At 39.9% G+C, this 14,034-nt stretch carries 13 protein-coding genes; 11 read left to right on the forward strand and 2 right to left on the reverse strand.

Annotated elements, in window-relative coordinates:
• The first annotated feature begins 357 nt into the window (after positions 1 to 357).
• From ACT3RN_RS10445 to ACT3RN_RS10475, 7 genes are all read left to right on the forward strand, one after another.
• Positions 358 to 1,947 (forward strand): class I SAM-dependent DNA methyltransferase, encoded by a 1,590-nt coding sequence (locus ACT3RN_RS10445; RefSeq protein ID WP_192991924.1) that lies wholly within the window; start codon positions 358 to 360, stop codon positions 1,945 to 1,947.
• Positions 1,937 to 3,331 carry a restriction endonuclease subunit S gene (locus tag ACT3RN_RS10450; protein WP_192991925.1) on the forward strand — a complete coding sequence of 465 codons (1,395 nt, stop codon included), beginning with the start codon at positions 1,937 to 1,939 and terminating at the stop codon, positions 3,329 to 3,331. Before ACT3RN_RS10445 ends, ACT3RN_RS10450 begins: the two co-directional genes overlap by 11 nt.
• A 52-nt stretch (positions 3,332 to 3,383) precedes the next feature.
• Positions 3,384 to 4,223, forward strand: a complete 840-nt coding sequence (locus ACT3RN_RS10455) for a hypothetical protein (RefSeq protein ID WP_444518609.1) — start codon at positions 3,384 to 3,386, stop codon at positions 4,221 to 4,223.
• Between the two features lie 40 nt (positions 4,224 to 4,263).
• Positions 4,264 to 4,530, forward strand: coding sequence for a hypothetical protein (locus tag ACT3RN_RS10460; RefSeq protein ID WP_192991762.1), 267 nt, complete (start codon positions 4,264 to 4,266; stop codon positions 4,528 to 4,530).
• 53 nt (positions 4,531 to 4,583) lie between these two features.
• A complete protein-coding gene (locus tag ACT3RN_RS10465) occupies positions 4,584 to 7,766 on the forward strand; it encodes a type I restriction endonuclease subunit R (RefSeq protein ID WP_192991761.1) in 3,183 nt (1,060 codons plus the stop codon).
• Between the two features lie 329 nt (positions 7,767 to 8,095).
• Positions 8,096 to 8,995 carry a hypothetical protein gene (locus ACT3RN_RS10470; RefSeq protein ID WP_192991760.1) on the forward strand — a complete coding sequence of 300 codons (900 nt, stop codon included), beginning with the start codon at positions 8,096 to 8,098 and terminating at the stop codon, positions 8,993 to 8,995.
• Positions 8,992 to 9,447 (forward strand): Panacea domain-containing protein, encoded by a 456-nt coding sequence (locus ACT3RN_RS10475; protein WP_192991759.1) that lies wholly within the window; start codon positions 8,992 to 8,994, stop codon positions 9,445 to 9,447. The genes ACT3RN_RS10470 and ACT3RN_RS10475 overlap by 4 nt, the downstream gene beginning before the upstream one ends.
• Before the next feature lie 120 nt (positions 9,448 to 9,567).
• Here ACT3RN_RS10475 and ACT3RN_RS10480 read toward each other — a convergent pair whose 3' ends face one another.
• The gene (locus tag ACT3RN_RS10480; protein WP_444518611.1) at positions 9,568 to 10,218 is read right to left on the reverse strand and encodes a recombinase family protein; all 651 of its coding nucleotides are present in this window, start codon (positions 10,216 to 10,218) and stop codon (positions 9,568 to 9,570) included.
• A 32-nt stretch (positions 10,219 to 10,250) separates the two neighbouring features.
• Between ACT3RN_RS10480 and ACT3RN_RS10485 the strand changes: the two genes are divergently transcribed.
• From ACT3RN_RS10485 to ACT3RN_RS10495, 3 genes are all read left to right on the forward strand, one after another.
• Positions 10,251 to 11,338, forward strand: a protein-coding gene (locus ACT3RN_RS10485; protein WP_192991758.1) for an IS3 family transposase whose coding sequence is annotated in 2 segments (ribosomal slippage) — positions 10,251 to 10,503 and positions 10,503 to 11,338 — 1,089 coding nt in all. Because the reading frame shifts where the segments join, the coding sequence is not laid out codon by codon here.
• Positions 11,339 to 11,602: 264 nt separating this feature from the next.
• Entirely contained in the window at positions 11,603 to 12,106 is a 504-nt protein-coding gene (locus ACT3RN_RS10490; protein WP_192991757.1) for a hypothetical protein, read from the forward strand.
• A 37-nt stretch (positions 12,107 to 12,143) separates the two neighbouring features.
• A complete protein-coding gene (locus tag ACT3RN_RS10495) occupies positions 12,144 to 12,356 on the forward strand; it encodes a hypothetical protein (protein WP_226945048.1) in 213 nt (70 codons plus the stop codon).
• Between the two features lie 455 nt (positions 12,357 to 12,811).
• Here ACT3RN_RS10495 and ACT3RN_RS10500 read toward each other — a convergent pair whose 3' ends face one another.
• Positions 12,812 to 13,033: a helix-turn-helix domain-containing protein gene (locus ACT3RN_RS10500; protein WP_192991763.1), complete on the reverse strand. Its 222-nt coding sequence runs from the start codon at positions 13,031 to 13,033 to the stop codon at positions 12,812 to 12,814.
• An 84-nt stretch (positions 13,034 to 13,117) separates the two neighbouring features.
• On the opposite strand from ACT3RN_RS10500, the gene ACT3RN_RS10505 reads away from it, so the two are divergent.
• A partial coding sequence (locus ACT3RN_RS10505; RefSeq protein ID WP_444518610.1) for a hypothetical protein occupies positions 13,118 to 14,034 on the forward strand: 917 nt, incomplete at its 3' end.

Consider the following 14,034-nt stretch of genomic DNA (forward strand, 5'->3'; position numbering starts at 1 on the left):
CAGCTCTAGTAAACTCATAATTTTTAATGTACATGTGCAAGACCTTGATAGATATAAGGATACACTAAAAGTGTAATATTCTAAAATTTCACTAATAAATGTACATTAGCTTATTAAAAAGCTAGCTAATGTACATTTTTTTAGTCAAATAATTGTCACTTATATTAATACTGAAGAGAAAGTTATCTAGCTCCGCGCTCTAGTTCTCTTATGATAAGATGAAGGTTAATAAGATTGGTCTAGTGTGCCTAATATAAAATATCGAAAGTTTATACTTTGCTTAATAGCAAACTTAAAGAGTTAAGCAGCTATCTATCTTCCAAAACCAATAAAAATACTAATCGAGAACAAAGAAACATGGCTAAAACACCCGCGAACAAAAAAGATAAAACCGATAACGGTAATTTTGAAGAAGCCCTTTGGGATGCGGCTAACAAGCTACGAGGTAGCGTCGAATCCTCAGAATATAAGCACATCGTCCTTAGCCTGATTTTCTTAAAGTTCATCAGTGATACTTTTGAGCAGCAGCGCCAAAAGCTTATCGATACGGGCTATGAAAAGCATATCGATATGGTACAAGCCTATACCAAAGACAACGTGTTCTATTTGCCGGAGGAGAGTCGCTGGAGTTTCATCCAGCAGAATGCCAAGCAAGAAGATATCGCGCTTAAGATCGACACCGCGCTTAGCACCATTGAAAAGACCAACCAATCATTAAAAGGCGCATTGCCTGACAACTACTTCTCACGTCTGGGCTTAACGGCCAGTAAGCTTGCTGCCTTGATTGATGTGGTCAATAACATCGACACTATCGGTAATCCAGAAGAAGACACGGTCGGGCGCGTGTACGAGTATTTCTTAGGTAAGTTTGCCGCGACTGAAGGCAAAGGCGGTGGTGAGTTCTATACGCCTAAGTCTGTGGTCAATCTCATTGCAGAAATGGTTGAGCCGTATCAAGGGAAAATCTATGATCCCTGCTGCGGTTCAGGCGGTATGTTCGTCCAGTCCATCAAATTCATCGAGAGTCACCACGGCAATACCAAAGACGTTTCTATCTATGGGCAAGAGTACACCAGCACCACCTACAAGCTCGCTAAGATGAACCTTGCCATTCGTGGTATCTCTAGCAACTTGGGCGATGTGGCTGCCGATACGTTCTTTAAAGATCAGCACGAAGATCTCAAAGCGGACTTCATCATGGCAAACCCACCTTTTAACCAAAAGGATTGGCGCGCGCCTGATGAGCTGGTCGATGATCCACGCTGGGCAGGCTATCCGACACCGCCGACGGGCAATGCCAACTATGCGTGGATATTGCACATGATATCTAAGCTCTCTGAGCATGGAACTGCTGGTTTTGTACTTGCTAATGGTTCGATGTCTACTACTACCAGTGGTGAAGGTGAGATACGCGAGCAAATCATCAAAAATGATCTGGTTGATTGTATGATTGCGCTGCCCGGTCAGTTGTTTTATACCACACCAATTCCGGTGTGCTTATGGTTTATCAGTAAAGACAAGCAAGCCAAATCCGCTGACAGCAAAGCACGCGGCTTGCGTAATCGTAGCGGTGAGACGCTATTCATTGATGCCCGTGCTATCGGCAGTATGATTGACCGTACTCATAAAGAGTTCAGTAATGAAGATATTGAAGCGATTGCTAAGACTTATCATGCATGGCGCGGAGAGAAAGAAGCAGGCGGCTATGAAGCTTATGCTGATGAAGCAGGCTATTGTAAATCGGTAAGCCTAGATGATATCAAAGCCAATGATTATGTACTGACCCCTGGGCGTTATGTCGGTGCTGCTGCTATCGAAGATGACGGCATTCCGTTTGAGACTAAAATGCTGGAGCTAAGCCAAACACTATACATGCAGATGCAAGCGTCACAAAAGCTCGATGCGACCATCCGTCAGAACTTGGAGGTGTTGGGTTATGGTGAGTGATTGGGATCTTGTGAAAATAGAAGATATTGGAGATGTTAAAAGTGGTAAACGTCTTCCGAAAGATCACTCGTTAATATGTGATGAAACCCCATTTCCATATATACGCTTAGTTGATGTCTCTGACGGAAGAATAAGAAGAGATAACCTCCAATACCTAACCGAAGCAACTAAAGAAAAAATACAAAAATACGTAGTTAATACATCTGATGTTTGTCTAGCTATAGTTGGTCATACTATTGGTATGGTGTTCTATGTTGATTCCGAATGGGATAATAATAATTTAACTGAGAATGCAGCACGAATCACAAATATTAGAGAGGATATTGTTTCTAGGTATTTATACTATTTCTTAATTTCCCCTCAGGGGCAAACAGAGATTTTGTCTAGAAAAGTAGGTTCAGCACAAGGAAAGCTTCCTTTATACAACATCAAGTCATTGGAGGTATTGCTGCCACCCCTCCCAGAACAAAAAGCCATAGCTCATATTCTCGGTTCATTAGACGATAAAATCGAGCTAAACCGCCAAATGAACGAAACGCTAGAGGCGATGGCGCAGGCGTTGTTTAAGAGCTGGTTTGTAGATTTTGATCCAGTGATTGATAATGCGCTCGCCGCTGGTAACGCTATTCCTGATGAGTTCTCTGAACGTGCTGAGCAGCGTAAAGCGATTGAGAAAAAAGACAATTCAGATATTCAGGCATTATTCCCTGATGAATTTGAGTTTACGGAGGAAATGGGTTGGATTCCGAAGGGTTGGGAATCTGGAACGATAGCAGATATCTCTTTTGTAAAAGGTGGATATGCATTTAAAAGTAAAGATTTTATAGATACCGGTTTTCCTGTCATTAAGATCAAAAATATAAACAGCGATAGAACAGTAAATACATCTGATCTACAGTTTATACCCAATGAAATTGCTAAAAAAGCAGAAAATTTTTGGTTGAAAACTGGTGACTTAATGATGGCAATGACTGGAGCAACAGTTGGCAAGTTTGGTCTATTGGTTGCAGAGAATAAAAAGGTCTACTTGTTAAATCAACGAGTTGCCAAGTTCAGTCCTATTAGTTCAGTTAGCGATAAAATTTGGTTTATTTATTGTTTTTTGAATCAAAAATCTACGATTGATTATATTGTTAATATCGCTGAAGGTAGCGCTCAACCAAATATTAGCGCAGATTCGATAATGGCAACTCAGTTGGTAAAACCATCTGATGAACTGATTAATATATTTAATGAAACAGTTGATAGTAATTTCAATAAAATGCTAATGAATCGTGAAGAGTGTTTAACCTTAGAAAGGCTACGAGACACCCTTTTACCTAAGCTCATGTCAGGAGAGCTACGTATTGCAGACGCTGCTGAACTTGTGAATAAAGCTATATAGCTTTTGATAGTAAACGTTTATCCCAAAAACATAATCATTAATGGAGTTCAAGATGGAGAAGCTTTTACTTAGTTTGGCGCTTAGCTTAGGCGCTCTATCTGCCACTCCTGCAATGGCTGCCGCTCCGGCTTTCTCTGCCAGTCAAATGGCTCAGGTCAAAATCAAAGACTTGAGCTTTAAAGAAGTCATGCGTGAGTTCTATAGTGGTCAGATGTTCGATATTCATGTGGATTATATGGAAGATACACCGTATATCGGACTAGGGAAATATGATGATTCTGACAGGGCGACTATCGCCTTAATGCGCCCTGTTATTCAATATAAAAATACAGCAGGTGAGGATCGTTATCTGATTCTCATTGAGAAGAAACAAGTTTCTGATGGAGAAATTGACTCTTGTCATATCTGCAAGGCAACAGCGGATTTATACAGCTTTAAAAAACTGAAAAATGGATTTTTTCAGTTAGTGAGTCGAACACCAAAGAACGTAGAGGAATCGGGTAGCAATGGAAGTTCGGGACTTTATGCTGAAGATGTTCAGGAAGGTATGCAGCCGTTAGGTAAGAACCTAGTAGGAAGTTTGTTTACGAATTTCTATATGGGTCAAGGTGCAAGGGATGAATGGTGGAAAGCCTTACATTTACCTGAGAATGATTTTATCAATGTTTATTATGTTGGTGATGCTGGCTCAAGCAATGAGCGTTACGATGAAGACTCACCTTTGTATTATGGTTATGAAGGGACTTTAAAAGTATTGTCGGACAATACCACTTATTATCCTATTATGTTGACTTACAAAGGCGAAAAGCCTACTGAAAATGATGAGCGTATTGAGCATGTTAATTACAGCAAAATTATGAAGTTCAATCCTGTAAAAAAAGAGTATCAGTAAAATAACTGAGCTTATGTTTTAATCAATTTGGAATTCGAATATGGCCTATTTAAGTAAAATTGAAGGTAAAGTAACCATTAAGGCATTGTTAATATATATTCTTATTAGTATATGGGTGCTTGGTCTAATGATATTTTTCAGACTAAACGAATCCTTTGATGTTTATTATGCTGGCTATGGAGACATGCCTGTAGAAATTCAAAACGACAGTTATGGTAGTCCAGTGCCTGTTGAGATAACTAATCACGAGTTAAATGTAGAAGTGACTAATGGTTGGCATAACGCGGTGCCAGTTGAACCTCGGTAAGTCCAGGCTGTTAAGTTGATATTAGTTTAGACAATCATACGAGGATGTAGATTTTGAAATTCACCGAAGACAGACTTGAACAAGCTATTATCGAGCTACTAGCAGCTGAGGGTTATCCACATACGGTTGGTGAGGCGCTTGACCGTAATCCTGACGATGTGCTGATTAAATCTGATCTTCGACAGTTTCTAGCGACCCGTTATAAAGATGACTTAATCACAGAGTATGAGATTGAGTCCATTATTCATAAGCTTGAGTACCTTCCTGCGTCCGATCTGTACGATACCAACAAAGCCATTATGAAGTTTGTCGCTGACGGGTTTTTCTTGAAGCGTGAGGACTATACCCAAAAAGACTTATACATCCAGCTCATTGATTATGAGGCACTCGATAACAATCGCTACCGCATCGTTAATCAGATGGAGATACAAGGCTTTGAGCTGCGTATTCCTGATGGCATTCTCTATATCAACGGCTTGCCACTGGTAGTGTTTGAGTTTAAGAGCAGCATCCGTGAAGATGCCACTATGTTTGATGCCTACACCCAACTGACCACTCGCTATAAGCGCGATATTCCAGAGCTGTTTAAATACAATGCGCTATGTGTCATCAGCGATGGGGTCAACTCAAAGATGGGTTCGTTCTTTGCCCCGTATGAGTTCTACTATTCCTGGCGCAAAGTCACTGGCGATGAGAAGTTAGAGAAAGACGGCATCCACTCCTTACTGACCATGATGAGCGGTTTATTTGATAAAGCGCGTTTGCTCGATGTCATCCGCAATTTTATCTATGTGCCTGACAAATCCAGCAAGGAAGAAAAAATCGTTTGTCGTTACCCGCAGTATTATGCAGCCACCAAACTGTTTGATAATATTAAACGTCATATGAAAGTGCTTGATGCAAACGGCAAGTTTGACGAGAGCGATGCTTTACGAGATGGTAAAGGCGGTACGTACTTTGGCGCGACTGGCTGTGGTAAAAGCTTTACCATGCTATTTCTAGCACGTCTGCTGATGCGCGATGTGGAGCTTGGCAGCCCAACCATTATCTTAATCACTGATCGCACCGACTTAGACGGTCAGCTGTCTGAAACCTTTACCAATGCTAAGACTTATATCGGCGATGACAATATCATCAGTGTCGAAAGTCGAGCGCATCTACGCGAACAGTTAAAAGGGCGCAAAAGTGGCGGTGTGTTCCTGACGACCATCCATAAGTTCACCGAAGACTTAGCCCTGCTTACAGAGCGTACCAACGTCATCTGTATCTCTGATGAAGCGCATCGTAGTCAAATCAATCTCCAGCAAAAAATTACCGTCACCGAAGACGGCGTCAAAAAGACCTACGGCTTTGCTAAATACCTCCATGACTCATTACCCAATGCCACCTACGTCGGTTTCACGGGCACACCAATTGATGCCACCCTTGATGTCTTCGGTCCCGTGGTTGACAGCTACACCATGGTTGAGTCGGTATTTGATGAAATCACGGTGCGCATTGTCTATGAAGGTCGCGCTGCCAAAGTGCTACTCGATAGCAAGCAGCTTGATGAAGTCGAAAAATACTATCAACAAAGCGCGGACGCTGGCACCAATGAATATCAGATAGAGAAAAGCAAAAAAGCCATGGCCAGTATGTCGACCATTCTTGGTGATCCTGATCGTATCAGAGCCATTGCCGAAGACTTCGTTGCGCATTATGAAGCACGCGTGAGCGAGGGCACTACACAAAAAGGTAAGGCGATGTTTGTCTGTAGCAGCCGTGAAGCTGCCTATCAGCTGTATAAAGACATCATAGAGCTGCGTCCTGAATGGAACGAAGTAAGAGCGTGCGAGGAAGGCTCAATCTTATCGGAGAAAGAGCAGAAAGAGGTGATGCCTATAGAGCGAGTCAAAATGATCATGACTCGTAACAAAGACGATGAGAAAGGCATGTGGGACAATCTCGGTAATAAAGCACACCGTCAGGATCTAGATAAACAATTTAAAAATGGCAAATCGAACTTTAAGATCGCCATCGTCGTTGATATGTGGCTCACTGGCTTTGACGTGCCATTCTTAGATACTATGTATATTGACAAACCTTTGCAAAAACACAGCCTGATTCAAACCATCTCACGAGTTAATCGTCAGTTTGAAGGTAAAGAAAGCGGCTTAGTGGTTGACTACATCGGCATCAAAAAGCAGATGAACCTGGCGCTCTCGCATTACACCGGTGGTCAGGTTCAAGACCTAGAAGACATCCAAGAGTCAGTCGTGGTGGTCAAAGACCATTTAAACCTACTTGATACGGTTTACCATAAGTTTGACTCTAGCCTGTATTTCAGCGGCACACCACTAGAGCAACTTAATTGTTTGAACGCGGCGGCTGACTTTGCGTTGCAATCTAAAAAGCTAGAGAAACGTTTTATGGATTTAGCCAAGCGTCTGAAGTCTGCTTATGATATTTGTGTGGGTAGCAGTGAGCTCACAAAGGCGCACAAGGACAAGATCCATTACTACCTAGCCATTCGTACCATCATCTTTAAAATCACTACTGGCGGCGCGCCTGACGTTGAACAGATGAACCAAAAGGTACGGAATTTGGTGAAAGATGCATTACTGAGTGATGGGGTAGAAGAGATATTTAAGCTCGGTGATGACACAGACGGTGAGATCGATATCTTCGATGAAGACTACCTAGCCAAGCTTGAGGTGATTAAACAGCCCAATACTAAACTAGAGCTGCTACAACAGCTGCTGGCTAAAGCCATTGGCGAGCTGCAGAAAACCAACAAGGTTAAAGGCGTTGATTTCAGTAAGAAAATGAATGCACTGGTTGAAAAGTATAACGACCGCGATGAGCAGGACTTATTACGTGCCGAAGTCATTGGTGATTTCTCTGATGAGATTATCAAGCTGTATCACGAGCTACGCGATGAGATGGCATCGTTTGGTGAGATGGGTATCGACTTTGAAGAAAAAGCCTTTTACGACATTCTGCTGTCACTGGCACATAAATATGATTTTACTTATCCCGAAGACAAGCTGATTGAGCTGTCCAAAGAGGTGAAAAAGCTTATCGATGACAAAGCTCAATATACGGACTGGAACAAGCGCGACGATATCAAAGCGGAGCTACAGTTCGATTTGATGATATTGCTTGATGAGTGGGGTTATCCGCCCGTTGATTCAAAAGAGGTTTATAAAGAGATATTTGAACAGGCTGAGAATTTTAAGAAGAATAGGGTGGTTTAGTTATACTTATACATGATTTACTATGAAATCTTTGAGTTTGAAAAGCAGTATCATGATGATTTTATCATGTCAGGGCATGGCCGCCTGAATCAAGTAAGTCAGCCTCCGATATAGTCGGGGCGATTCAGTATTAGGCTTGAGAGGGTTACCCACCCTTGCTACTCAAATAATATTTTGGATATTATAATACAGTTAGTTCAAAATAAGATAAGCATAATTGCAACGATATCCTGCTAGTACAGAGCTTACTCTTCTGCTGTCTGCTAATACAGTGTTTTTTTAAATTTAATCGATTATAGTATGTAGAAATAACAAGGAATTACTACTCAGTGCAGACCAGTGAAGAGGAAACAAAATTTATTCGGTTTATGAAATGGCTCCAAAGTAACTTCACTGAAGTATATCTTTCATTAGAACCAATGCTTTTACTTCTTGTAGGAATTCTTCTTGCTGAAGAAGTACTAGAATTTTATAAGCAGCCCGAAATTTCTTGGGACACTCATTATAAGCTGCTTTTTATCCCTGCATTGGGACTGCTATCCGTTATCTTCAGATTATTAGCTAAGAATCGAGCAAAACAGCTTGAAGCAAAAGCAGATAAATACGACCAACAGTCTATTGATTTCAACGAAATAAGATCTGAGCTCAGTTCTACTCAAGAAGCAATATCAATCCTTAAAACTGAACGGCTTGAAGACGCTATCAATACATCTTCTTCTTTTTTAGAGTATATCTTCAATCAGTTGAAGCTTACATACAACGAAAGATTATCTGCATATATGATTGTTACCTTAGAGAATCAAGAAGAATATTTACAAATTTTTGGACGTTATAGCAAACATTATGAGCATAATAAGCTACGTCGAAAACGCTTTCCAAAAGACCAAGGAGTTATTGGAAGAGCTTTCGTAAATGGGGAGTATGATGAAGTCTTTTTTCCCGAGAATGAAGAGGATTATTTTGAAAAATGCAAGGAGTTCGGAATTCTTAAGAAGGACGCAAAAGAAATAAGAATGAAAAGCAAATCTTTTTATCCGTTTGTCATTAACAATACTTCTCACAGCAATAATAAAAACGTAATAATTCTCTTGGAAAGCATGACCATCGGGTATCAATTTAATAAGAGAGATATGGAAGATTTTTTAATCAATTATCCAGACTTTATTAAACATTTGCTACAGCATAGCTATAGTATGCTTGAAGCAACACAAACAGAGGGTAAGCTATGAATAATTTAAATAGTATTCTTAAGTATATTTGTTGTGTATATCCTTATCCCTCAGAGCTTTCTAAAGCAAGACTAACTAAACTGGTTTATCTTGCTGATTGGGAGTCAGTAAGATTACATAAACAACAGCTGACTGATATTAATTGGTACTTTGATAATTATGGACCGTTTGTTAGTACTGTTCATGAGGTTGCTGTAAGAGACCCTCAAATCAATGTAATATCAACCTACACAATGTATGGCACTCCTAAAACTTTATTTAGCTACATAGGGGAACCTCCTAAAGTTCCTGAAGATATTAAAAAAATTATAGACGAAGTAATTACGAACACTAGAAGTATGTATTGGAATGAGTTTATCGATTATGTTTACTCTACCCCACCTATTCAAGGCTCCAACAGATATACATTTCTAAACTTAGTCGATTTTGGAGACTCCTTAACCGACTATTAACAGAATACTTATCAAGAAATGAGCCGCCCCCGTATTTTTGGAGACTCCACATTTTCTAATTGGTAGTTTGATGAATACTAATTTGACAGCAAGCGATCTATTTTTTAGATGATTTGAGTATTACTTCGCTTCTTTAGCCACATCAGCGATCAGATGCCGTGAGCACTTGGTCATTCTTTGTATCTCAGAATAGCTATGGCCTGATTTGAGTAGACTAGCGATGATCTTGCGCTTTTCGGTATCCTTTCTACGTCCTGAATATTTACCTTCTGCCTTGGCACGAGCAATACCTTGCATCTGACGGTTACGACGATCCTCATAATCTTTTCGAGCAATGGCTGCGAGCATATCCAGCATCATTGAGTTAATGGCTTGCAATACACTGCTCATAAATTCAGTGCTGCTTTCAGATTGAAGCGCCATATATGAGGTAGGCAGCTCTTTTGATACGATAGATAGCTTTTTTTCTGATAGCATTCTTTTGAGAGTATCCCAATCAGCTTGATTTAAACGTGCCAAGCGATCAATCTGCTCAATTAAGATCACATCGCCCTTATGAGCATCTTCAATCAGCTGCATAAGCTTGGGTCGCACCAAGATAGCTCCTGATTCGTTTTCGACATAGAAGGCAGCAATTTTGTGGCCATGATCGTTGGCAAATGCTATGAGTTCGCTTTTGGCACGCTTAGCGTCTTGTTCTTTGGTTGACGCTCGTAGATAAGCTCTGATAGGTAATCCCCCCGATAAATAAGAACACTTAGAAATAGAGATTAACTGCTAGAATAAACCAGCAGGAGAATCCTATGAAAAAGACCCGTTTTAGCGACAACCAGATTGTTAACATCTTAAAGCAAGCCGAACAAGGCGTTCCTATCACTGAGCTATGCCGTGAGCATAACATCAGTCAAAGCACCTTCTACAATTGGCGATCGAAGTATGGCGGCATGGACGCCTCTTTGATTGCTCGTCTTAAAGCACTTGAGACTGAAAACGCCCGTCTTAAGAAGATGTACGCAGATGAATGCCTTAAATCAGACATACTACAGGATGCCATGACAAAAAAGTGGTAGCGCCACAAAGGCGCAGACAGCTCGTTTGTCACTATATTGAAGCGCGTAATATTAGCATACGCCTCGCTTGTCGTATCTTTGACATCAGTGTTACCTGCTACTATCACAAGTCCGCGGCAACGGATGAGAATAAGCAGATAGCTGACTTACTTATCAAACTAACCGATGAGAATAAGAACTGGGGCTTTGGCTTATGCTTTTTAACCCTGCGTAATGTCATGGGACTGCCATACAACCATAAGCGTGTATATCGTATCTACTGCGAGCTTGAATTAAACCTTAGAATCAAACCCAAGCGCCGCATCAAGCGTGCTAAACCAATACCACTGGCTGTACCTGACAAGATCAATCAAAGCTGGAGTATGGATTTTATGCATGACGGCTTAACAGATGGGCGTGCCTTTAGACTGTTTAATGTGATTGATGATTATAACCGTGAAGCGCTGACGATCGAGGTTGACTTCTCACTACCGGCTGGGAGGGTGATACGCAGCTTGAACCAGTTAATTGAATATCGAGGTAAACCTATGCAAATAAGATGCGACAACGGCCCTGAATATATCAGTAATGCGCTCAAAGAATGGGCTGAGCAGCAAGGCATCACTATTAGTTATATTGAGCCTGGCAATCCACAGCAAAATGCATATGTAGAGCGCTTCAACAGAACAATGCGTTATGATTGGTTAAATCAGGAGCTGTTTGATACTCTAGAGCAGGTACGTGCACAAGCAGAAAACTGGTTATACCACTATAATCATGAACGACCCCATATGGGTAATGGCGGTTTTACGCCAATACAGAAACTCAATCAGGCAGCTTAATTCTATTTATTAGGTGTCTTATGGTTGGGAGGGTTACCGATAAACATAAACACCTAAAATAGTCTGTTATAAGTGGTTCCATTATAGCAGTCTGTTTTAAGTAGTTTGTTAATAGGTTTGAAGGGTGAAATAACTGGTTCCCTTGGGGTATACCCTAGTTTATGATCCTTACTTTAAATCAATGAGTACAAAAAAGATTTACTGGTAATTTTTATATGATTCATATTATCTACACTGGATTAATAGGACATTTAGGGCAAAGCTATGATTTACACCAATCTACTGATGAAAGAGTTTTTAGATATTAGCGAAAATGAAATACAAGAATCCACATTAGATAAGGAGTTAGACCTTATCTTAAAAGAAGGGTTTTTACCGATAGGTGACTGCATTTTTCTAGAAAAAATATTCCCTTCAAGCTATGCTCGCTGTTCAATTGAAAAACAGGATATTGAAAGAGAGTTTACTGATTTTTCGGGTTATGAAGTTTCGACTAATAGGTTTCATATAGAAGATTTTACAGACCAAGACCCGTTCATCCAGTCCATCATATTTTCTAACAAATTCAAGAAAAAATGGCTTATAGACTTCCCTTTAGAGAGCGTTAATATAACAATAGGTTTTCAAGATGATGAAGTTGGGAAGTTTGCAACTTTCACTTTTCACAAGAGTAGGAACGGTGAAGTAGTGCATGATATCAATAGCCTTGAACTATATGATCAGCCTATATACGTTGAAGTTCTATCTGGCAGATCGATGCCTGTATAGCGCACCAACCTTACTTTGAACCATTATTGAGGGAAATATGGAGAAACTTATCAAAAAATTAATTCAACCGAGCCAAGGTGAAATAGAAGAAGCTTTGAAATTTCCAAATGGTCGTGTTTATCTTATTCATCCAGATTATTCTGCTGATGGTGAAGTGCCTCCATCTGCCATTATTGGAGCATGGAAAGTAGATGCTGATGGTAAGATAGTTGGAGACCTCATTCACAATCCAAACTACACAGAGCAATGATTAAACAAAAAGGCTTTAAACCTTATTCAGTATAGATGTTATCAGATGGATTTATCTTCACTTATGATATGTAAGAGTTTTAATGAATAGCTTGCTAAAGCTGAGCAGGATTATTGGTAATAGCTAATCTTAAGTTTGAGAATCTAACGTTTTGTACACTCAGAAGTACATTCTTAATATTTTAATATCCTAATCTATTAGTGTGTATAGATTGCAGCCGAAGATTCAAGTCCTCACTAGGGACTTGAACCTTCGCTACGTACATTAAGACTAGTTTATTCACTCAAAACATTGATGCTACTAGCCTAAATGACTAAGGGTCCATTTTGAATGAGAATGAGTGGTCACAAAGGCTCGATTTTCCATAAATCTCAATGGAATCCGTATTCTGGGATTTTAATCTATTAATAGACTACAATAAAATCTATTTCCGAGAGTATCTAATTTCACAAGATTTAGTCAGAACCTCTGACTAAATCTTGTATCTCAATCTCTAGCGCATCGCAGATCTCATATGCCTTCTTCAGCGTGATATTCTTCTCACCACGCTCAATATTTCCCATATAGCTTCGATCAATACCAGCCATCTCTGCAAGTCTCTCTTGAGATATTCCTTTGCCTTTTCGCACCTCACGGACACGCTTTCCAAAGGCAATCATACGCTCATCTGTTGTCATCTCATTAACCACTGCTAAAAATAGCAATACTCACAGTGGTGGGCTATAATATCCACGGGATATAGTCGGTATTAAAAGGTGGGTATGAAAACAAAGTTAGAGTATCAATCAGGCATTGCAGACGCTACAAAGCTTATCTGTGAGAAGTATTGGTTAATGAGGCGCAATAAACCCAACGAGTTTGTACATACCTGTCAAGAAATTGGTCAAGCATTTGGATTTAAGCCTAAGGATATCTCTAATATCGCTAAAACCAATTCTCACCTTATCGTACTCGACAGCCAATGCATCGATTGCGGCAAAATGCATATCTGCCATAATCGCGCACAGTTTAATCAATTGAAGTTAGAAAGTTGGCGGTGTGATCTATGTTGGAAAGCACTTAATAAAAAAACAATGCAAGCGCAACCACTTTTAGAAAAACCTGTTGAGAAAGAGAGTTTAGAAGAAGAGCAACAGCAGGCGTTTCTAGAATACATTAATAGCTATCGGACTACCCGACTCACTGAAATACCATCAGTAACCACACTTAACGAAGTTGATAAACTCCTATTGGCAGCGACTGTAGAAAGCTTTGGGAGAGAAGATTTAAAAACTACGATTTCTCTACATGACATTCAGTCATTACCTTTATCACCATTCTTTTGGCTGGATGAATATTTACTTCAACATCTTTTAGAGCTGAACCTGCTCTTATTGGTTCCTGAAGATAATTTCACATATATTAATATCAATGGGGAACAGGAGTTAGAGATTGATTATCAACGGGCGACTTTTGAGTTCGCCTATGACATTGATGATCTCAATAAAGTAATGATTGCTGCTAAATCGAAGAAAGACATCCATGCTTTAGTCGCTGATAATCAGTTTAGAATTTGTTGTAAAAATATACAACTAGGTGAATGTTTAAATTATTTGACTACTAGATCAAGATTAAATAACTTAGATCCGTCTATTACTGAGAAATTGCTTAGCCTTTTTAGATCATGTTTGGCAGAGAA

It is taken from the genome of Psychrobacter sp. AOP5-GZ1-6, from assembly GCF_052376345.1.
GTDB lineage: Bacteria > Pseudomonadota > Gammaproteobacteria > Pseudomonadales > Moraxellaceae > Psychrobacter.

What these genes read in the sequence shown, in the direction of transcription:
- ACT3RN_RS10445 (WP_192991924.1), top strand. Translation starts at nt 358, where the DNA reads ATGGCTAAAACACCCGCGAACAAAAAAGATAAAACCGATAACGGTAAT.
- ACT3RN_RS10450 (WP_192991925.1), top strand. Translation starts at nt 1,937, where the DNA reads ATGGTGAGTGATTGGGATCTTGTGAAAATAGAAGATATTGGAGATGTT.
- ACT3RN_RS10455 (WP_444518609.1), top strand. Translation starts at nt 3,384, where the DNA reads ATGGAGAAGCTTTTACTTAGTTTGGCGCTTAGCTTAGGCGCTCTATCT.
- ACT3RN_RS10460 (WP_192991762.1), top strand. Translation starts at nt 4,264, where the DNA reads ATGGCCTATTTAAGTAAAATTGAAGGTAAAGTAACCATTAAGGCATTG.
- ACT3RN_RS10475 (WP_192991759.1), top strand. Translation starts at nt 8,992, where the DNA reads ATGAATAATTTAAATAGTATTCTTAAGTATATTTGTTGTGTATATCCT.
- ACT3RN_RS10490 (WP_192991757.1), top strand. Translation starts at nt 11,603, where the DNA reads ATGATTTACACCAATCTACTGATGAAAGAGTTTTTAGATATTAGCGAA.
- ACT3RN_RS10495 (WP_226945048.1), top strand. Translation starts at nt 12,144, where the DNA reads ATGGAGAAACTTATCAAAAAATTAATTCAACCGAGCCAAGGTGAAATA.
- ACT3RN_RS10500 (WP_192991763.1), bottom strand. Translation starts at nt 13,033, where the DNA reads ATGACAACAGATGAGCGTATGATTGCCTTTGGAAAGCGTGTCCGTGAG.